Origin of the sequence: Butyricimonas sp. Marseille-P3923, from assembly GCF_900184685.1 — a bacterium.
GTDB lineage: Bacteria > Bacteroidota > Bacteroidia > Bacteroidales > Marinifilaceae > Butyricimonas > Butyricimonas muris.
The window spans coordinates 1,026,298-1,049,007 of sequence record NZ_FXXL01000006.1 but is presented as its reverse complement, the minus strand read 5'-3'; the positions used below and the strand labels follow the sequence as shown (position 1 = coordinate 1,049,007).

The following is a 22,710-nucleotide window of genomic DNA, read 5'->3' as shown; positions in this document are numbered from 1 at the left end:
ATTTTTTTTGGTCCATTACAATACATATTTCTTAATTCTATAAAAATCATCCTGTAATCGTAACAGACATTAAACGTCCATCCAACTCGTATCTAGGTGTTTTTTCCAAGGCTCTTTTAAACATGATAGCGTAATATCTCTTTTCCGAAGGATCCAAAACCCCAAAATCACGAATGCCTGTTTCTTTTACAAATTCATCATATTTCTCTTTAGAATAATCGCCCAAATAAGCTTTAGCGATATCATCTGTCCACCATTCTGGCCACGAGAAAATATCCAGCACAGTAATCTCTATAAACAGAGAATCTGCCATATAAACTTGAAAATCCGAATTAGGTACTAATTGCAATCTCAGGATTTTACTCCCTTCTTTTAATATAGCCTTTCGCTGTAATTTCACGCGCATCGTGTCAATAAAATCTCCATCCTGTTGAAACGGTTGTTCTGTTTCCAAAATGAAACAATCCTCCGGGAGTGTCGTTTTTTCTTTATCCACGTTAACGGCAAAATACAACGTTTCAGTCAAATTGTAGCCTCGAAATTCAACAGGGACGGAAATAATTTTCTCCGTGGTATTATCACTCTCGTACGCGAAATTACACTCGACTTTGTAGTAATCCTCGCCGGATTCGCTCCCGAACATGAACTTGATAAACCTTTCGGGAGTAAACATTTCCGGTTTTTCCTCTTGACACCCGTAAAACGCCAAGCAACCTAATAAAAGAAGTAAAAATATGATTCGCATAATTGTTTGCATTTATATTACACATCATTTACTGCACCCCGGCTTCCGTGTCCGGTACCGGCATAACTAATTTCCCATTATGAGCGACAGTTGTTCCATTCTCTCTTAACGGCAGGTTCAATCTCTTGTACACATAAACCATTTGCCCCTCGCATAAAAATTCCCTACGGTATTCCTTAACCAACGCCTCCATAAAAGTACCTTTATCCACGTCAGTCTTCAAGTTATAAACCGAATTATTTCGGGCGTCCACAACTTTATTAAATATCTCGACAGCCAAAGCCCGGTCTTTATCAAAAACAGCCTCCGCCGCAATATAATAACATTCGGGGAATCGAAGTACCGGTTCTAGAGATTTTGCCGCAATCATATCACTCTCTTCCCTTCCTTCCAAAGAAAATTTAGTAACCATGTTTTGGGGTATCGCTTTCAAACGCACATCATCCGCGTTCTCCGAGAAAATTCCACTTTTATCGTTCAGCACTAAAAGCCAATCTTTAGCTGAAGAACTAAAATATCCTTCCGTCCAAGTAGACAATTCCGAGTTATAAGGAGCAAAAAGTATTTCCGAGTGTAACCGAGGTTCAATCGTACTTAACTCCATCGGGTCCCCAATATACCCGGGAGCGACAAACCTAAAATTCGTTCCTTTGTTCACGACGTTTATCACCTCATTCGCGTGTTCGAACGCCTTATCATTTTCCCCGGCATACAAGCAGACTCGGGCAAGCAATTGAGATATAGCGTAATAATTCAATCGATTGGCTCGATAATTGAAAAACTCATCAACACCTAAAACTTCCCCCGCTCCGTTATCCAGTTTAACACGGGACTCGTTCAAGTAACTAAAAATCTTTCCCCCGGGATATTGTACATCCGTGTCAAAAGGTTTAATCCACTCTTTAGCTTTCTCTAAATCCGCAATCAAATACTTCAGAATGTTCTTCGTCGTTACCGGAGGATTCACGATAGACGGGTATGTTGTCACGTAAGGAATAAAGGCAGACTCCCCACCATTGTCAGCGATAGGGGCTTTAGCAAAGATACGTAACAATTCAAAATGCATGAGAGCCCGTATCGCGTAAGCCTCGGCAAGAATCATATTTTTAGTAACATCCCCATACTTGAATTTTACTTCCCCGTCATTTTCCAATCCTTGAATCAAATTGTTCGCCTCCGCGATAACTTTATAGCTATCCAACCAGATAGAGGCGGCTATCGACTTTGCCTCACTCTTGTCATACTCGAAATTAACCACATCCAAGTAGGGACGATGCGCTTTCTCGTTCAGACTATAACTACGTCCCCAAGCTTCCACCGCACCCCATGTCAACTCCTTCCCGTACAAATTCTTGCCGGACATATCAATATATACACCGTTCAACGCGATATAATACCCTTGTGCCTTCTCGAATAATGTTTCTTCATATATATCCAGTTCCGGCTTCACATCCAACCATTTATCACACGACGAGAATATAAATGCCAGCAAGACAATATTTATTATATATCTTTTTTTCATGACCTATATCTTTAAAAACCTACATTTACTGAAAAACTATAACTTCTGGCAAACGGGTAAGACAAACCTCGTTCCTGCTTGATTGATGATACACGGAATACATCGTTCATGTTAAAAGCCAACTTTACCCGGCTAAAACGAATCTTTTTTAGTATATCCGAAGGTAATTCATAACCGACAGATACAGATTGGAGTGTCAGCGTGTTGTCATCTTGTACAAACCTACTGGTTGGATTCGTGGGAACATTATATTGCTTCAAGCTCTTAAAGCCGGCTATATCACCTTGCTTTTTCCACCGGTCTGTAAACACTCTTTTATCCACGTTATTTTCAATATCAGCATTCTCTATTTTGGTTTGTAACGTCTGGTTATATTGCTGTCCCCCGTATGTATAAGTAAAATACACGTCCAACGTCACACCGTACAATAACAAGTTTGAAGACAAGGTACCATTCATTTTCGGTTCCGTATTCCCGATAGCAACATTCTCCGAAGCGAGCCATTCCGTACCGTAACTCCCGTCTTTATAACGGAATATCTCATCTCCTGTTTGCGGATTTATCCCCAATGACCGCATGGCGTAAATTGATGTTGTCGAAGCGCCTTCCACGTATTTCAACAAAGGTTTTTTGGTTTCGGTTTTATGGGCATTATCCTGATACTTCTCTTCTATCTTTTGATTATATGACTTCAAGGACTCGGAAATCTTCTTTATCTTATTTTTATTGGATGCCACATTAGCCGTAAAATAAAGTTGAGCGTCAGATTTAGCTAATGCTTTTACCCGTAAACTTATCTCGTAACCATTATTGGTAATCTCCCCGATATTATCCTTGTAAGACAGAAATCCCGAAGATGAAGGAATGTACATATCAGCAATCAAATCTACTGTCCTGCGGAAATAATACGTTCCCGTAAACACCAAAAGGCCGTCCAGAATATTGATTGTAGTACCTAAATCCGTTATCTTCGTTTTTTCCCATTTCAAGTTTTTATTTCCCATGGCTGTAATATTTCCTCCCAACCCTGTAGGATAAACTGATTTGCTGTTAATCGTATACAACGTGCGAGCCGTGTTAGCGGGGAAATTAGCCTTACCCGTAACACCGTATGAACCTCTGATTTTCAATTCCGAGAGCCAATTTACTCCTTTCATAAAAGCGTAATTATGAATATTCAACCCCAGCCCCATCGACCAGAACGGCGCAAAACGGGTTTCGCTCCCAAAAGATGAATTTCCGTCCATTCTCCACGTGGCGTCCAACAAATAAATATTCCGGTAGGTGTAATTCAAAGATACTATCGTTCCGAACAATCTAGTTTTTTGTTGAAAAGTTGTCGGGGCATTCGGAAATTCTCTCGCGAATTGCGGATTAGCAAACCCACCCGCCGGAATATCTCTCACGTACACGCTATGGCTCTCGTCTGAACTCTCTTTCACGTTGATACCGGCAAACAAATTAATATTATGATACCCGATCATATCGTTATAATACCCGAATACACTACCGTCTATCACTGTCGCGGTTGTATTTCCAACAGTCATTTCCCCTTTATAAGGCTTGTTGTGATATTGCCCGGCTTCGGGTGAGGTATAAGCATTAGAAGAGCCCGTCGTGTAAGTCAAGGCAAGAGAACCTTTGAAATGAATTTTATTCGTCAGATAATATTGGACAGAGAAATTATCTATAAATTCCTTGCTTTTCGTTTTATCGAAACTACCCAGATAGGCATCATACAACGGATTACTGGTCGTACCGTTCGGTGTTGCAGTCTTTATTACTTCGGCAACTGTTCCGTCTTCATCCAAATAAGAATAGTAGGGATTCATAGTGGTGTATTTGCTAAACGAACCGAAAGGAGATTCCTCCGAATTGACTCCCGTGTACGTGGCACTATTCTTGAATAACAATTTCCCGATATTATACTGTAACTCTAAACCCAATCCAACGGTTTTTCTTTCGGACCCCTTCATCACCCCGTTATTCCCTTGATAATTCACGTCGATACCATAACGAAAACCGTTTGTTCCCCCTTCCATTCTTAGATAATGTTTACTACTCGCCGTATTCCGAAGCGGCAAAGCCAGCCAGTCCGTGTTATTCCCCCGCTCGATTAATCTTAGTTTCGCATGATAGTAAGCCTGCTGATAATACTCCTGATCAAACAATCCGGCTTCTTTTTCCGCCTCTACTTTTTCCTTGGCATTCATCAAATTATAATCCCGCAAGTCAGGAACCTGTACATTCAGGTTATACCCGTAATTAATCAGTATTTGCCCATCTTTAGGAGTAACGGTTGTTATCACCACAACCCCGTTCGCGGCACGAGAACCGTATATTGCCGTGGCTGCCGCATCTTTCAATAACGTGATCGATTCAATCCGGTTAATATCCATATCGTACACTTTATTAACACTCACCTCGAAACCGTCCAAAATGAATGTCGGCAGATTCGGGTTATTCTGCAATGCCGTTTTAGACACATTCACCTCATCCAATTCAGTCAATCCGATACCGGAATCTCCGCGAATACTTATTTTTGGCATCACGTTCGGGTTAGAACCCATCTCGTTATTAACAGCAATCCGAAAAGAAGGATCCAATACTTGAATGGATTTCAATACATTTACTTGGGAAATCTTCTTTAATTCCGCGGCCGTCATCGTTTTCACGTTTCCCGTGTAAGACTGTCGGGAAAGATTGGCATACCCCGTCACAACGACATCCTCCAATGCAACCTCACTCTCTTTCATAACAACATTAATCGTGTCTTGACCGGTATATCTTATTTCCACGGTTTCCATCCCGATAAAAGAATATTCCAGGACAATCTGTTTACCGAGGACAAAGCGGAAAGCATACCGTCCGTCTTTATCCGTTGCCGTACCCAACTTCATATCCTTTATCTGTATTGTAACCCCGGGCAATGGAAATCCTCGTTCATCCTTTACCACTCCCACTATCTTACCCTCCTTCACGCTATCCCGAACAACCTCGGCACGCCGCTTGAAAATGACGACATTACCCATAAATTCATAAACCAGATCCGTTCCCTCGATACATTTATCCAACACGGCAACGATATCCGCCTTCTTTAAATCCATTGTTTTCAAGCCGATCTGGGAAATATCCCGGTCATTATAAACAAAATTGAATGACGTTTGTTGTTTTATCTGGGCAAAAACTTGAAGCACAGATGCATTCTTCACCGAGATATTCAACTCGACTTTCTCAACAATCGTGTCTGCCCTTAAAGCATTTATCCCCATAAGCACAAAAAGAAACAATACAGACAGCATACGCCTTATCTTCCGTGTATAAAAACACAAGCGTTTCATGTAGTCTTTTTTTTCCATAAAATTGTTTTTAGTTCATATTAAATTATCATCTAAAAAAAAACGATACAAACCCCTTGAGACTAAATATTTTTAGCCTCTCCTACATTCGTTATAATTATCCTTATCTACTTCTTATAGATAAGAATCTGTTTATCACCTATTTCAAAATATACTTTGTCGGTTCTTTCTATTGATTTCAACACGGGAGTTATTTCCCCGTACTTCTCTATATCCAAGGTAAAACACTCTTGCTTAATCTCGTTGGAAAGAAAGACAGGCTCCACATTATACCACCTTGCCAAAACTTTCATGATAGACTCAAGCGTCTGATTAATAAATACAATTCGTTCATATTTCCAAGCTATAAAGGGATACGTATCGACATCCGAAACTTCCATCCTACCACTCATACCGAGCCTTGCCTGCTGGTTCGGTTTCAACCTGCATTTTGAATCCCCATAGGATACTTCCACGCTCCCTTTCACCAGTGTCGTTGTAATTTCCTGCCCCTCGTAAGCATCGAAATCGAACTCCGTACCCAGCACTCGAATTTTCAGATTTCCCGATTTCACGATAAAAGGACGTGTACTATCTTCCGTTACTATGAAATAAGCATGTCCGTTCAACTCGACTTGTCTTGAATCCTTCTTGAATTTCTGAGGAATAATTAACTCAGATTCTGCATCCATATGCACGATAGTTCCATCTTCCAAACGAGCCACATACTCTCCTCCACGGGGAACTTCGAGCCGATATTCTTTATCTGAAAAAACGTCATTCATTTCTTTCGGGAGGAAATGAATTGTGTCAAGACGATTCTCAAGCAACACCGTTTTCATCTCTTTTTGAAAAACTGTATCCCGCGTAATTACGATTTCCCCGCCTTCTGCCAGATGAAGCACGGCTTTAGAAGCAACGGGCGAGTCACTTGCGACGCATATCCCCGGTTTTCCGGCGTCTTCATTCCCTAACTGATAGAACGTGACTAACAGAACTGGAATTAATATAGCGGCAACCCATCGTACACTTTTAACCATGCGTTCCCGACGTCTGGCAAACAATATCTTTTTCTCCAATAATCTCCATTGTTCTTCCCGTATTTTCCGATGCTTCGGATCCATGGCATTTTCCAAGAACCCACGAGAACCGATCTTATTAAAAAGCAATTCATTACGATCGGACTCTTCCCGCCACTGGTTCAAAAAACGGGATTCCTCGTCATTTGTTCCAAACGTGAAATATTTCAACAATATTCGAGATACTCTATACATATTTACTCTATTATAAATTCCGGCACTCTATGTTCCAGTTTTTATATTAGAGACTCCACTTATCATGGGAGGTGTTATACACTTCGAACACTTTTTTTTGAAATATTCCCCGAATTAAATATCTGAAGAGAGTAGCATCATCAATATCAATAACTTCTCTAATCGTTCCCGAATATAATGATTCGCATTATTTTTATGCCGCTTAATTGTATTTATAGCGATATGCAGTTCATCTGCAATCTCTTGATGAGATTTTCCCTCCAAACTTAAACGATATACCTTCTTGCAAGATTCCGGCAATTCCTCGAAAACTTCATTTATCATAGAAAAAACTTCCGCCTCTATAACGCGACTGACAAAATCTTCTTCAATCTCCTCCGGTACGTATCCCTGCATACGTTTCTCCGCTCTTTTTTTATTCCGTATATAAGTCAAACAATTATTGCGCACGCCCCGGTAAAGATAAACCTTAAATGTTTCTTCATTTTTAAATGTTTCTCTTTTCTCCCACAACCTCAAGAAGAAATCCTGCAATAAATCAAGGACAACATCCTCGTCTTCCAAATAATGCATGGCGAAATATTTTAGAGCGGTAAAATATCGCTCGTAGCCCTTCTTAAACTGTTTGGCATCGGATAAATCCACAACCTCCACTAACTCATTACTAAACATCTCTTAACTATAAAATAATCAATACTCGCCATTGCATAATCTTATTGTCCAAAAATAACGAAATATAAACATGGAACAACAATTGTTTTACATTTTAACATTCCGGGGTTAAACCCGCATACAACGCTACAAAAAAAACGAGAGGTTATCTGCTTTTTAACAACCAGATAACCTCTCGTTTGTCAAGTAAATCCGTTTTTACAACCAATACACGGATAGACTATCAATTGCCTAACAATTCTATAATCTTTGCTCGAAGTTGTTTTAAACGGATATCTTTGGCTGCAATCTTTCCATTCTTATCCAATAATACGATGTACGGGATTCCGTTAAAGTGAAATTCCGACCGGATTCCCCGCTTTTCAAACCCGTCCATATTCCGAACATTTAGCCAAGGAAGTTTTTCTTCCGTCAAAGCTTGCTGCCATCTTGCCGGATTTTTATCCATGGAAACACTCACGAAATGAACCCCTTTGTCATGAAATTCATTATACAGACGTTTCAAGAAAGGAATCTCTCTCCGACAGGGTTTACACCAAGATGCCCAGAAGTCAATGACACAAATCCCTTTCTCCCACGTGAATTCCTGTTGTATGCCATCAAGGGTTTCAACCGGAAATTTCGGCATATCTTTCCCGATGGCAATAGATTCACACTTCAGAAGTTTTTCTTCCAATTGCTTACCCAAAGCGGATTTCTGTATTCTCGGAGTGAGCAGGTCATACAAGCTTTTTCCCCAATCGTAATTCCATCCCATCTCTTTGATGCTTAAAGAAGCAGAAAAAATATTATCAGGATACTTTCTCACGAAATCACGTACCAAATTGTACCTTATATCTCGGGATTCCAGCAAACCGCTTAGCTTGTCGTAGTATTCTTCTTGATCCACATCCTGCAAATTCAAAGCATCAAACGCTTGTTGTAACGAATCCGCCATAGGAGAAATCCTGTCCTTTAACCATTCCTTTTGGAATTTCGCTTTCGCATCCTCTGCCGGCGATCCCGTTAATTTCCACTCCTGCTGACCGGAATAGTCCACATCGAGAGTCATACGGGTCCCGTCGAAATAAAAACTATTCCACCTGTCGTTTATTTTCAAGGAGTACACACCTATCTCGGGAAGTTCCCCTTTCAATTTGAAATATCCATCCTTAATAGAAGCTCTCAACAAAGTATCCTGTTCAAAAGAACTTTTCATCAAAATCACATTTCCATTTGCTATCCCCCGTACATTTCCTTCCAAGTTAAATTGATAGGAAGAAGAGGATGGCGTGCACCCACAAAACAATCCCACGAAAACGAGAAATAGTTGTGTCGTGAATATGCTCCTTTTCATTCTCCAGTACTATGAACTATTTATTTTTCAAATTCTTTTCCAATTGCGTCAACATGGCTTGATAGTGTTCGCGAGAAACTCTATCCGGTGCGGTATGTACTTTTTGAGTCAGCAGGTTGACAATTTTTAAACCAAGAGCGTTATTACGGGTTTTGGCATCATTGATCGCAGAGGTATTTACTTTCCTTTGCCACTTGTATCCTTGCCCAAAATGGGTGATGCCCAACTGGGTGGCAACGAAACCTTTGCCATATTCGGATTCCATTTTTCTCAGTTCTTCTTTAAAGTACTGGACAAGACCTGTTTCATCCAAATCATATACCAGAATTTCATCCAAGGAAGGTGCAAATTCCGTTTCCGAGGTCACCCCGAACAATCCTTTCCCATCTCCGGGATTAGCCATATTGATAATATTATTAATCATAGCTTCCTGCATCACACGATCGTTTTCGGTCACCTTACGATTTTGTATGGCACTTTCCCAAACTCCCGCGTACAAATCGTCAAAGAATTCGATTCCCGTGTACGGTTTTTCCGCCACAGATGCAGACAAGAGAACATTGGGGTATGAAGCTAACAAATTTTTCATCACAGCTGATCTTATCGTGGAAGAAGCGGGAACAGACAAGTCTAGTTTTTCCGTGATGCTTTTATTGTCAATCCAATCGCAATTTTTCAATTCGTTGAATATCCATTTCAAGGAAGCTCGTTGCGTTTCCCGCTTAACGGCACATTTTTTCTTTCCCGGGGTACCTTCTTTCACATCGGTTAAATAGATTCCCCCGACGTTATACAACACGTTCATCATATAACGCAAATACTGCGCACGGATCTGGCTATACAAACTTGCTCGATGGCTGTAATCGTCATCATCGGTAATCCATGTATTCAAGTTTTTCAGAATATATTTCAAGTTCTTAATCCCGTAAGTTCCGGCTTTCATGGGGTCATCGCCCAAATCTTCTTCGATAGCCGAGGGATCAATACGCAAATCCACCTGTTGTCTTCCGTAGCGGAAATAAGGATCTCCGACCTTTTCATCCACCCACTTTTCAATTATTTTTGCTTCGCCTAAAGCATCACTCTCGTCCGGGAAATAAGTGTAAAGCCATTTGATCGCATACTCGTCATAACAACCCAAGTCGGGAGGAGTCAACTTAACTCCTTTATCGTTAGGCTGAGCCACATAATTGAAACGTGCATAGTCCATGATAGAGGGAGTAGTTCCGTATTTTTGAGTAAAACTGGCGGAACGCAATGAATCCACGGGAAAAGCGGAAGAAGCAGCCATGTTATGCATTAATCCCAACGTATGTCCGATCTCATGGGCAATCACGTAAGTCAAGGATTCTTTTATGATATCATCAGGCATTTTTTTAGCCCGTACCCGAGGATCTATTTGTGCCGTTTGAACGAAACGCCAATTGTTAATCAACTGAATAATATTGTTGTATACCAACACGGAAGCATTGATAATCTCGCCCGTGGAAGGATCCACCCAAGAAGGTCCCATGGCATTAGCTTCCGAAGAAGGAACGTAACGGATACAAGAATATTTCAAGTTTTCCGGATCGAAAGAAGGATCATTCATCGGGAAATCTTTTATCTGTACCGCATCTTTAAACCCGATCTTGGAAAATGCTTGATTCCATACCATTACAGCGTCCCGGATAGCTTCTTTCCACAATTCGGGAAAAGCCGGGTCCAGATAATAGGTGATAGGTTTAACCGGCTCAACTAATTCTCCCCGGCGATACGCTTCTTTATCTTTCGGTTCTAAACGCCAACGATGAGCTAAGGTGTATTGGCTCATGCCATCTTGGTGATCAGACAACAGAACTTTTCCTTCCAAGAATATTCCCACGCGCAAATCGGAAAGGCGAGGACGCATTTTGTTTTCCGGAAGCAATAATAAAGAATGAGTGGCTTCCAATGTTAACGGCACGGTAACGGCTGTATTACCCATGATAGCAAGACTTGCATCGTAAGCAAATAATGTTTTCACAACGATGTTGTCTTCAAAAGCCTTGATGTCTTCCAACTTTGTAGCCGCACTTTTTATTGTCGCTCTCTTGCTAATAAGTCCCCCTCCTCCTTGAGTAACCGGGGAAAGTTTTGAATAACCTGTAAACACGGGAGTCATGTTAAACACGACAGCGGTACTGTCATGGTTGTAAGCGTCTATTTTGTACACCTCCATGATAGGATCGGTGAAATTCTCCCGAAGCACGTGCTGTTCCCGTTGGTCTTTCAAGTCCAAGGTGGTCGTAGTGTTCACCTTGCACATATAAACAGAACTATCCTTTAACACGAATTTGATGTGCAACGGAGTATTGCTTTTGAACCCCAAGGTAGCAAAAGTCGTACTGCTACTTGACGACGGGGCACAAGCCAATAGCATCTCTCTCTGCATATATTTCAAGGGTAATTCAAAATAAAGTTTTCCCTTCACCTTGTGCACCGTCATAAAACCGCCTTCCGTAGCCACGTGGGATTTATCTTTGAATAGCTGCTCGTATTTACTGAGTTTTTTACTTTTAGGTACTGCAACTTGTGTCGTGGCAGGTGCAGGTGTAGTTTTTTTCTTTTTCTTATTTACGGCATTTACAGACCCGTTACATGATAACACGAATAAAAATGTTATCAACATAAAAATAAATGATTTCATTTGTTTCCTTATTCGTTTTTATTTATAATTCTATAATATACTCTCTTTTGGGTGTTATTATCGCTCCAATTACTTTTTGAATAGCTCCACTACTTTTTTCATTTCTCGATATTTTCTTATGATTTTATCATACTCCCCGTACCATTGGGTTATTTCTGCCTCCGTAAACACATAAACTACCCCCGCAAAATCTTCCACGTCTTGAGCTTGCGAAGGATAAGCACTTTCTAAACGCTTGGCATAATATTTCGTGGCCCCCGGGTGTAAAAATCCTTTTTGTTTTATTTCTTTCAACCTTGCTTCCGGAAGTTCCGTGATCCCCGAGTAAGATTTATTTCCTTTCCCGTACAACGTGGAAGTAGACCCCTCGTCAGTAATATCATAAAACGCTTCTAACTCTTCCTCGAATGCCATAATTCCCGAGAAAACGGCTTTACCTATGACATGGGCTGCCCACAATTTTTCTTGAAGCTCATCTCCTGCAGACAAATCTGATATGCTAATAGAAGTAGTTACTAAAGAATTAGACACGGAATAGATAGTCTTGTATTCTCCAAAAAACATACTTTGGTTCGAAATGGAAATCGAATCGCATAACAAGTAAGTATACGGACGATACTTTTCATTTTCAGGCAATCGCGGAGCCACTGTTTCCAACATGATTCTCGTAGCCTTGATCATTGCGGAAGTGTCAGAGGACAGCTTGTAATTCAAGTAACTATCGGTCGTTATACCGTATCCCGGTCTTATACATTCATAATAAATAATCGGTTGCCCATAACTATCCTCCCCCCGGTATTCGAAACCTATTGTATCATTAACATACAAGGATATACCATAATTCTTATAAAGTTGATACCTTAATTGATTGAGTTCACCCGGCTTATCCTCCACGATAAGCCAGTTTTTAATTGAGTTGCCAGGTTCTAATGCATCTTCTTTCTGACACCCGCAGAATTGTAATAACAGGAGTAAAATTCCCACGTGTATGTATATTCTCATATCGTTTAAGATTAATGGTTATCTATCAATACGTTGTTCATTTTGAACTAACTCTCCTTTGTTATACTCAATTTCGTAATCGGGAATAGGCATTACCCAAGCCGGATCTTCTCCCATCTTGAGTTCGGCTGTACCGTTTAACACGGGAGGATTGCCGGAATCATACATGGGATGCACAATGATGCTTTTTTCGGGATATTCCGGATAAACCGCGTATCGGCGAAGATCGAACCAACGTTGCCCTTCAAAACAGAACTCTCGCCTACGTTCTTCCCGAATAAATTGGATCAATTCTTTCCCGCTTAAATGACTAATGTTAGGAATCTTTTTATCCTTAAACCTATTCTTCAACAAAATCGTCAACGTGTTGACGGCTGCAGCCCCGTCTTTGTTCAACATGGCTTCAGCTTCGGCTTTATTCAAATATACTTCAGACGCCCGTAAGGCAAATTCATCAGCGACCGTGGCATAAGAAGCATTATTAACGTTTTTTTGCCCATAGTAAGCATCTCTGACGCCGGAGATTTCACTAAGATAACATTGAAGCCGCAAGTCCTGCACGCCTTCTCCCGCATACTTTCGGTACAATTGCCCAAGGTCCTCCGACACACGGTATTTTCCCGCCCCCATAGCTTCTTTCATAAAACAAGCAAAGTAAACATGTCCTTGTGAAAAAATAATCTCGGGTGAATTGACACTTAGCGCAAAATCCCTATCAGTATCGGAGCCTGTATATTTAAACGAGTTCAAATCCTGTAGATGACATCCTAAGGCAATCACCTTATCACATTCGTCCAAGGCAGCCTGCCACTCTCCCATATAAAGATATACCCGACTCAGTAAAGTTCGTGCCGCAATTTCATTCGCCCGATAAATAGTGGACTGTTCTACCCCGACCAAGTTGTCTGCCGCATCTTTCAAATCTTGAACAATTTGTTGATAGACGGCAGCATTAGAACTTCTTTTATAATAATGGTCATCAACATATTCCGTGAGTTTCAAGGCCACACCCAAGTCTGTTTCGGCTGTTGCCCGGTTATAAGGTTTCGCGTATATGTTATTCAATAAATAGTAATAGGCTCCCCGTAAAAATTGGGCTTCCCCGGTTATTCTGCGACGCATGCTTTCCGGGTCTTGAGTAAATTCTCCAACTTGAGAAATAACCACGTTCAACAGAGCGATATGGGCATATAATTGCGACCAGCACACATCAGTCATTACCGTACCTTTCTCGGGATTCATAAAAGGCTCTTTAGCCCACCCGTAAAAAGGGCGAAATGCCACGTTGGTAGTAGTTGCATTTGGTTTATAAGTACCGGTAACATACTCCTCAATATCGTCATCCATGACGAATAACCAAGAATAATACCCGGTATTAGCGGATACTGTATAATCCTTTTCCAACTTCATATACCCTCCACCAATCAGAACCTCATCGAGATCAGAACAAGAGGTAGCGTATGTATATTCTTTAGAGTATTCTTTCAAAAAATCTCCACATGACATTAAAATGCTGCTTATTAATATAATGATTACATTTTTCATGACAATGATATTATTTAGAATGACACATTTAACTGGAACGAGTATGTGGGACGTACCGATAATACCAAATCGCTACTCCCCGATTGAGTGGGGTCCTGACCTTTCAATTTCCTGCTACAAATAGTAAACAAGTTCGTGCCGGAGAAACTGAGGTAAGCGGATTTCAACGACAATTTCTTGCAAAAGTCTTCAGGAATAACGTAACGAAGCGATATGCTTTGCAATTTCAAATAATTGCCGCTTACTACTCGCAAATTCGATTGATCGTACATTTCCCATATATTTGAAGCAAAACGGTTTTTATCCATCTCTCTCCACCAAGGGGACAAAGTTTTGTAAAACTCGCTATTATCCAATATTCCCGGGACATTGGTATGCATCTCATCACCGGGACGCCTCCAGCGATTTACAAATTCCCTCCGGAGATTCTTTTCCGGTCCCGGGGCAATCGTTTCACCAGAAGACACATTCGGATACATTTTGAATAAACGAACCTTGGCTCCAATACTATAAGCAAGATTGAAAGAAAGCCCCCAAGACCGCCAGCCGAAATAGTTGCTGATACCTCCTTGCAGGAAAGGTTCCCGGCAACCGGAATGTTCCATCACGGTCATATACGCTTCTTCTTGGGACATCTGTTCAAGAATTTCTTTCCGGTCAACCTCTTCACCGTCAACGAGTGTAGTTTCCTCCGTGTCATAAAACATCGGACGCCCGTCAACAGGACTCAAACCTTTATATCTATAAGAATAAAACGTATTCACCGGTTTACCTGATATATAGACGTTTCCATCCAAATAGTTCTGGTAAGTGATTTCATCTTGCAAAGTCCTATTCTTGTATTTGAGTTTGTTGATTAACTGGTTCAGAACGGCTCCGAAATTAGGATCTATACGCCACATAAATCCCCGTTTCTTGCCATCAATGGATGAATTTAACATGGTATTGATAGGTACGAAATTCAAAGCGATATCATATCCTTGATTAACTAAAGTCCCCCTGTTTACTTGATACATAGAAACTCCATTAATCCGAGATACCGTTTTATCCATGAAAGCGTCCGAGGTATGGGAATAATAGTAACTGAAGGATCCGTTCAATTTATTATTGAATAAAGAAAATTCCAACCCAATATCTAAAGTAGAGGTTTTTTCCCATTTCAGGAAAGGATTGGGGAATGCCTTCACTTCTGAATAGTATTCCTTAAAGAAATCATCCCGACCTTTCTTGATCAATTGTAACTTGGGAGTACCTACATTCGACATATTCCCGCGGTAACCGAAAGAAGCCCGCAATCCCAATGTATTTATCCAATTACAATTTTGAAGTATATTTTCGTTCATATTCCATCTTCCGGAAACAGACCATATAGGCAAAAGCCGGTGGTTACTTCTCTCCCCGAAAGCATTCGAGGCATCGATTCTTATATTGGCGTTTAAAATATACGTGCTTTTATAAGCATAAGTAAGAACTCCTGTCAAATTGGCGAGATTTGTCAGTTGGTCTTTAAATTTTCCCAACGCTGCTTCGCTCTCCTGCAGCCAAGTATTATAAGCCTGATAAGGATTATTCTTATCGCTGTTCACCACTTTGTCTATAATCAACCCGCGGTCAGGCATATACCCCCGCCGCGTGATCTTGAATCCCGTGTAACGCTTTGAACTGGCCTCTCCAATCAAAACGGCTGTCATTTGATGCTCTTGAGCTTCATCCATGAATTTTGAGAAAGTAAGTTGAGCCCGCAAATTATAGCCGCTGTTTTTAGTATTATCAAGTCGGATCTCTCCTCCTTTCGGCATAAGCGAATAATAAGCATGCGGCTCGTTGGTCGTTAATAGCGTCTTACGCAATTCTCCCGCATACCACGTCTTTTCATCGAAAAATATTTCATTTTCCGTGTGGGCAATATTGTAAGAAAATTGCAGTTGCAATTTCAACGGTTCTATGATTCGGTACGACATGGCAACGTTTAACCCCAATTGGTCCGTTTGAATTTTATTAGAGCTATTCTCCTGTTCATTAAGGATACTGAACGAGTGGTCGTAATTATCTTTACTGTTAGTTGACATGCGTTGATAATACCACAAAGTTCCGTCATCATTATACGCTTTGACAGACCGGCTCGTGTTATAGGCATAATTCATTATCCCAACTTCCGTCGGAGTATACTTTCTTTTTTGCAGATTCCCGTTAATCTGGAATTGCATAGAGAATTTATTATAATTTACATCAATATTTGCCCGTCCGGAGTAACGTTTACTGCTCTCACCAATAATGTTCCCGTAGTCATCGTTAAAACCGACAGAGGTATAATACCTCATGTGCTCAGAGCCTCCGGAAAGACTTAAAGAATGGGAATGAGAAAATGAATCTTTCAACAATAGATCAAGCCAATCCGTATTGCAGGTTTCCATCTCCGCCACACGCCGCTCAAACTCTTCTTGAGTGATGTCTTTGTTGTACAAATCATATATAGCCGCTTCGTACCCTACCCAACTACTTAAACCACCGATTTTCAATCCCTTCTCGATAACTTCTTTTGAATAATCAATCCGTTCCCGTGAATTCATCACGTTTACAGCTCGATCGGTATATCGGGGACGTTGTCTGAATGTTCCGCCCACGGAATAAGAAACCGACGGTTTACCAACCTTACCTTTTTTGGTCGTGATAACAATAACACCATTGGATGACTGCGGACCATAAATAGCCGTGGCTGAAGCATCCTTCAACACATCGATACGTTCCACATCCTCCGGGTTCAAACCGGAAATAGCATTTCCCAACAAGTTCACGAAATCCAAGTCATTGATTTGGCTCGGATCTATATTGACCGGATCATTTAAAATGACTCCATCGACAACCCACAGAGGTGCTGTTGAGCTTAATAGAGTAGTAGTACCGCGGATTTTTATTTTAGGTGTAGCCCCTACTTGACCGGAATTCATTCTATATATCATTCCCGGCACATGCCCTTCCAACATTTGGTCTAAGTTACTAATACCCGGTACAAGTATATCCTCAGCTTTCAAAGAGGTAACCGCACTGGTTGACATACGCTTATCAACATCATAATAACCCGTTGAAAACACCGCCACTTCATCCAATTGCGTAACCTCGTTCTCCATCCTTATTTTCAAAGGCTTATCATCTTTCACCTCATACTCTACACTTTTCATCCCGATAAAAGAAAAAACCAACGCGCTTTTTTCCCGTTTAGGAACAACCATCCTAAATTTACCATGGATATCCGTAGTCACACCAACCGAGGAACCTTTTAGCAAGACCGTTACCCCGGGAATCGGAACTCCCGCATCGTCTTCAACTACCCCTTGAAACACCGTGACTACCGACTCACCTTTCACTTCTTTCTTAGAAATTACAATCGTGTTTTTTTCATAAGTAAATTTGAAAGGTGTCCCCGTCAATAATCGGGTAAGAGCGGAATCCACCGTAACATTTTGCACGTTTAAAGACACGGGATTAATTATCTTGATCTGTTCCGTGTTGTACATAAAATTCAATCCGGACTGTTGTTTAATCATTCCAAACACCGTCTGGACATCCGCATTAGTCACATTTATACTCACTCTTTGATTCTGTGCCGCTACGGAAAGAGGAAATATAAAGACCAACAATAACACTACTGCTTTATAATTCAATACAAAATTTATACATCCGGAATACTTCGTATTCCTAAAATTGATTTTTTTTAGTTGTTTCATTGTTTCACTTGTTAATAATTACACACCATTACCATTGAAACAGAGTTACTTCTATCTCACGAACACTTCTTTCACCTAAAAATTTTCAATTTGTCATTCCGAATTCCAATAATTTCCTGCTTTTTTCATAAATTTGCTCATTAATAAAATTATACTTAACAAGGGTAAGGAAAACATTCTTTATCAAACTGATAGTTGTTCCCGCAGCTATCAGTTTTATTTTTCACTTACACTAATTACTTTATTCTTAATCAAAAATTTCACCGTCGCCGTCTTCTCCAAAATATCAAGCACATCCTCAATACTCGAGAATCGCGTGACAACTCCGGTAAAGCAGACATTTTTCACTTGTTCATTCACGTAAAACACGCCTTCAACGTCATACCATCTACATAAACGTTCCATGATTTCCTTCAAAGGCGTATTGATAAATACAAATTCACCGGATTTCCATGCCGTGTATAAATAGGTATTCACGTCCTCCCGTTTTACTTCTCCGGTTTCCACGTCGTATTCCAACATTTCTCCCGGACGAATCAGATATTCTTCATTGGTATTTTTTATCGTTATCCCAATTTTTCCTTGAACTAACGTTGCACGCACCTTCTTTTCATCCCGTGTATTCAAATTAAACTCAGTCCCGTACACTTTAACCCGAGTATCGTTAGTAACCACGCAAAACGGTCGTGTCGAATCTTTACTGACCTCAAAATACGCTTCACCTTCCAATTCTACCCTTCTTTCATCCCCAGTGAAATAAGAGGGATAACAAAGTCGAGTGCAAGAATTCAACCATACACGAGTACCATCGGAAAGAGTTACGAAATACTCCCCTCGACGAGGCACGTCTAGCGTGTGCATAACAGCATCTTCCTTATCGGATAATAACTCATAGGACAAATTACAAGAATCAACAGTTACATTTTGCCCTTCAGGAGAAGGAATATCTACCAACGTGTTTTCCCCTAAAACAATCTTTTCTTTTCCATCAATAGTAAGCACTGCCGCAACCTTCCCTTCTGTAATATTTTCAGCAACAGGAAGCAGCTCCTTTTCCTGATACCCTCGTGAATAAAATACCAGAATTACCCCTATTAACAGAATAAAAATAGCCGCATATTTAGTCCAGAGTCGAATAAAACGTTTCTGTCGGCCACTTCTTCTATTCCATCTTTTCCATGCCTCCTCGGTATCCACGCTCATAAGCAATTTTATCTTTTCCAAGGAATAAGAAGTAAACAAGTTCTCGTAGTATTGCTTGTGTACCGGATTGCTATCTATCCAGTGACGAAGTTTATTATTTTCTTCTTCAGATAATTCACCTAAAAACTGTCGGTAAATCAATTCTGTTATTTCATACTCGTGTATCTTCATATATTTTACATTCTATATATAAGACACGCGAACATTATTTTTTCATCAATAAACGACGTTTTTTTTAGAGTAATTTAATTATAATGCTAATAATCAAGAATTTACCACCCAATTCTTTTTTCAATTCCCTCAAGGCTTTCGTCTTTAATGCTTTTACCTGATTCAACGAGATATCCATTTTCTGAGCGATCTCGTGCAATTTCAACCTTTCGAAGGTATTCAATTCGAGAACTAATCTTGCATCTTCCGGCAACTTACGAATAGCCTGCAACAACATAGCATGAAGCTCGGAATCTATGATGGAAAGCTCAACCGAAGTATCATCCATAATATCCATTCCATTTTCAATATCCACGATTCGCCTAAGTTGATTATGACGGAGCATATTCAGACATCTATTTCTGACGGAGGAATAAAGGTATGATTTTACACTTTCCGGATTTTCTATTTTTTTCCTATTTTCCCAAAGAGAACTAAAACTTTCCAATACACAATCTTCTACATCATTCAAATCCCTCAAATATTTACCCGCAAATAAGATTAGTCTTGGGTAATATAAATCGAATAGTCGCTTAAAATCTATCCTCTCGCTCGTCCTCTTGTTGAATGATTTATCCATAAAATGAAAAAACTTCTTTTCCTTCTAGTCTACCATAACACAAATATATGAATTAAGGCACCTAAATACAAATATATACAACTATTTTTAACCTTAGTTTTGACTTCCGGATTAAAAACAGTTGTATAAACTTGCACACAAGTGCCTTTTTAGATATATTATCTATGATATTATTACACGACCTCGCCCTTGATTATCTCTATAATCTTCTCGTTATTAATAATAATCATACCGTGCTTGTCGCTCGTGATTCCCGGCTCTAACACGTAAGTATAAGTCGGCAACTTACCTTTCATCACAGTCGGCAGGTAAGCGAAAGTCACGTTATCACAATGCTTGCCTAACTCCTGTCCCACCTCGATAATGTGCGTCGAAATCATGAAAGCACTGTTACGTCTTTCCGCCAAGGCCTCGGTTACCGCCAAAGTGGCATCGAAAGCGTCTTTCACGTTCGTTCCCTTGAACAACTCGTCGAAGATCACGATCAAACGCTTGTTGCGGCTCACCTCAATAGCCACGTTCTTCACGCGCAATACTTCCGCATAGAAGTGACTGTAACCCATATTAATATTATCCGGCACATTGATAGAAGTGTACATACCGTCCTGTATACGGAATTGCATCGTCTTCGCAGCAATCGGGAAACCCATGTGTGCCATGTAAACGGCAATACCGAAGGATTTCATCAAAGTAGACTTTCCCGCCATATTTGCCCCGGTCAGGAAGAAAATATTTTTGGATTTCGTCACTTCCAGATCATTGGAAATCGCACCATCGATACGAGGATGATGCAAACCCGTTGCGGCAACCAGCACTTCGCCGTCATCGGCAGCCGTCGCAAAGCAGAAATTCTTCTCTTTAGCCACTCTACCCACGACCACGTTCAAGTCGACACCCTGCAATAACTCGATAACCTCTTTGAACTGTTTGTTCAACAAGCAACGAAATACCCGGTCAAAAGCGATCAGATTGACCAATCCCGGATTATCCTGACGAGGATGTCCTAACAATTTATCAATGCGGGAATCCTTCAATAACGAACGTCCCTTCTCGACAACGCTCTGGAACGGATTACCCGCTACATCGGTCGCCAGTTTATCGAAATATTCGCGAGCCTTCCGGTAGAACTTGATCGACATCAGTATCCGCTCCCGGATAATATTGAATTCCGGATCATTACTGATATAATGCATCGACTTCGCTTTCAAAAGTTGGAATATATTCCGGAAACCGTTTTTACTACTTGCACCGGTGATATATTGCTCGACCACGTCAAACTCGTCCTTCTCGAACGGGAACCCGAAATCGTGATCCCGGAAATAACGGAACACAGAAGAACGGTCATTAATAGCCTTCGCATCCGTCAGCGGGTGCAGGAACATATTTTCCATCATACGTTCCCCGCCGCGGGTAATCGTCCCCACGAACATGCTGTAAACGGAATTATTCTTGTACTTACCTAGCAGGTTCAAATCATCCAGCGTCTGTTTATCTGTTTCAAAACTCATGCCTCTCCGTTTTTAATGATTTCAATAATCCGTTCATTATTCACGATCATCATACCATGGCGGTCATCCGTGATACCGGAAGCCAGCGTGTAAGTATAGATCGGTTTACTCCCCTCCATTTTCGTGGGCAGGTAAACAAAGTTGATATTGTCACAGCGTTCTTTAAGAACCTCACCCGCCTCGATGATATGTGTAGAGATAATAAACGTGCAATTTCGGATTCCGGCGAAAGCTTCCGTCACCGCCACCGTTGCATCGTAAGCATCTTTCACGTTCGTACCCCGGAACAACTCGTCGAATACCACGATCAGATGTTGAGTTTGACGCACTTGTTGTGCCACTTTCTTCACCCGCAACACTTCAGCATAGAAGTGACTATATCCCATGCTCAGGTTATCGGGCAGATTAATCGTCGTGAACATCCCGTTCTGCACGGAAAATTCCATCTCTTTAGCGGGAATCGGGAATCCCACGTGAGCCAAGAAGATAGAGATCCCGAAAGTTTTCATAAACGTTGATTTTCCCGCCATATTCGCTCCCGTCAGGAAAATCACGTTACTATTCTCGTCTACCTCTATATCATTGCCTACCGGTTTTGTCAGGAACGGGTGAAAAGCACCCTTCAGCTTCAAGATATTACGGTCGTTCGGATAAGCCTTACCGAAAACGAAATTGCGATCCCGTGCCACCTTCGCTACCGCCATATAAACGTCGAGCAGGTAAACGTAGTAAAGAATCTTCATCATCTTATCACGTTCCTCGAAACGGAACACGCGGTCGTAAACCACCGCTTGTTCGTAAGCCAATTTCTTCTTTCCTTTCTCGGAAGTATACCACGCCCATTTCTCGTTATCAAGCAACCCTCTCAAATTCGCCGTCAAATCGGCTATCGTCTTGTTGCCCGTGTCCGACTTTGAATTCTTCAGAAAATCACCCAAAGTATTCAACAACTCAATGCAACATACAATCCCGTTATGTAACTGGGTATATTCCGTGTCCGTTCCCACCAAATTCTTGAACTTGCGTCCCAACGTGTTATCCTGCGTCATCAATTGCGTGCGACGGTCTGTATTACCGAGGTAAAATTCCATGGTATCGAAAATCTCGCTCCGGAAAGGAAATACCGCCTCTATATCGCGGTAATAACGAATCACGTCACTCCGCTCGTTAATCTGGTCGGCATCCGACAAAGGGTAAAGGAACATCTCTTCGAGAATTCTCGCCCCACCGCGTGTTTGCGTGCGGTTAAAAATCTCGTAGACAGATTTGGTCCGGTTATTCCCGAAGATCGCCAGATCATCCAACGTTTGTTTGTCTATTTTAAAACTCATTCTATATCAATTAAAATTGAAAATTGAGAATTGAAAATGTGAATCATTACA

General features: G+C 40.9%; 14 protein-coding genes. All 14 read right to left on the bottom strand.

Features of this window, described 5'->3' with window-relative positions; translation table 11 throughout:
- Nucleotides 1-46: 46 nt before the first annotated feature.
- A complete protein-coding gene (locus tag CS948_RS10055) occupies nucleotides 47-745 on the bottom strand; it encodes a DUF4843 domain-containing protein (RefSeq protein WP_176554999.1) in 699 nt (232 codons plus the stop codon).
- A gap of 28 nt (nucleotides 746-773) precedes the next feature.
- Complete coding sequence (locus CS948_RS10050) at nucleotides 774-2,267, bottom strand: RagB/SusD family nutrient uptake outer membrane protein (protein ID WP_099291548.1); 1,494 nt, start codon at nucleotides 2,265-2,267, stop codon at nucleotides 774-776.
- An 11-nt stretch (nucleotides 2,268-2,278) separates the two neighbouring features.
- Nucleotides 2,279-5,626 carry a SusC/RagA family TonB-linked outer membrane protein gene (locus CS948_RS10045; protein WP_099291547.1) on the bottom strand — a complete coding sequence of 1,116 codons (3,348 nt, stop codon included), beginning with the start codon at nucleotides 5,624-5,626 and terminating at the stop codon, nucleotides 2,279-2,281.
- 107 nt (nucleotides 5,627-5,733) lie between these two features.
- Nucleotides 5,734-6,879, bottom strand: coding sequence for a FecR family protein (locus CS948_RS10040; RefSeq protein WP_099291546.1), 1,146 nt, complete (start codon nucleotides 6,877-6,879; stop codon nucleotides 5,734-5,736).
- A gap of 114 nt (nucleotides 6,880-6,993) precedes the next feature.
- Entirely contained in the window at nucleotides 6,994-7,551 is a 558-nt protein-coding gene (locus CS948_RS10035; RefSeq protein ID WP_099291545.1) for an RNA polymerase sigma-70 factor, read from the bottom strand.
- Between the two features lie 223 nt (nucleotides 7,552-7,774).
- A complete protein-coding gene (locus tag CS948_RS10030) occupies nucleotides 7,775-8,887 on the bottom strand; it encodes a TlpA disulfide reductase family protein (RefSeq protein WP_099291544.1) in 1,113 nt (370 codons plus the stop codon).
- A 16-nt stretch (nucleotides 8,888-8,903) separates the two neighbouring features.
- A complete protein-coding gene (locus tag CS948_RS10025; protein WP_255301942.1) occupies nucleotides 8,904-11,537 on the bottom strand; it encodes a zinc-dependent metalloprotease in 2,634 nt (877 codons plus the stop codon).
- An 87-nt stretch (nucleotides 11,538-11,624) separates the two neighbouring features.
- Nucleotides 11,625-12,557, bottom strand: a complete 933-nt coding sequence (locus tag CS948_RS10020) for a hypothetical protein (protein WP_099291542.1) — start codon at nucleotides 12,555-12,557, stop codon at nucleotides 11,625-11,627.
- 18 nt (nucleotides 12,558-12,575) lie between these two features.
- Entirely contained in the window at nucleotides 12,576-14,102 is a 1,527-nt protein-coding gene (locus tag CS948_RS10015; protein ID WP_099291541.1) for a RagB/SusD family nutrient uptake outer membrane protein, read from the bottom strand.
- A 14-nt stretch (nucleotides 14,103-14,116) separates the two neighbouring features.
- Nucleotides 14,117-17,827 (bottom strand): SusC/RagA family TonB-linked outer membrane protein, encoded by a 3,711-nt coding sequence (locus tag CS948_RS10010; RefSeq protein ID WP_099291540.1) that lies wholly within the window; start codon nucleotides 17,825-17,827, stop codon nucleotides 14,117-14,119.
- 216 nt (nucleotides 17,828-18,043) lie between these two features.
- Entirely contained in the window at nucleotides 18,044-19,201 is a 1,158-nt protein-coding gene (locus tag CS948_RS10005; RefSeq protein WP_099291539.1) for a FecR family protein, read from the bottom strand.
- A gap of 64 nt (nucleotides 19,202-19,265) precedes the next feature.
- Entirely contained in the window at nucleotides 19,266-19,820 is a 555-nt protein-coding gene (locus CS948_RS10000) for an RNA polymerase sigma-70 factor (RefSeq protein WP_099291538.1), read from the bottom strand.
- Nucleotides 19,821-19,993: 173 nt separating this feature from the next.
- On the bottom strand, nucleotides 19,994-21,328 hold the full coding sequence (locus CS948_RS09995; RefSeq protein WP_099291537.1) for a hypothetical protein: 1,335 nt from the start codon (nucleotides 21,326-21,328) through the stop codon (nucleotides 19,994-19,996).
- Nucleotides 21,325-22,659 carry a DNA mismatch repair protein gene (locus CS948_RS09990; RefSeq protein WP_099291536.1) on the bottom strand — a complete coding sequence of 445 codons (1,335 nt, stop codon included), beginning with the start codon at nucleotides 22,657-22,659 and terminating at the stop codon, nucleotides 21,325-21,327. Before CS948_RS09990 ends, CS948_RS09995 begins: the two co-directional genes overlap by 4 nt.
- Nucleotides 22,660-22,710 lie beyond the last annotated feature (51 nt).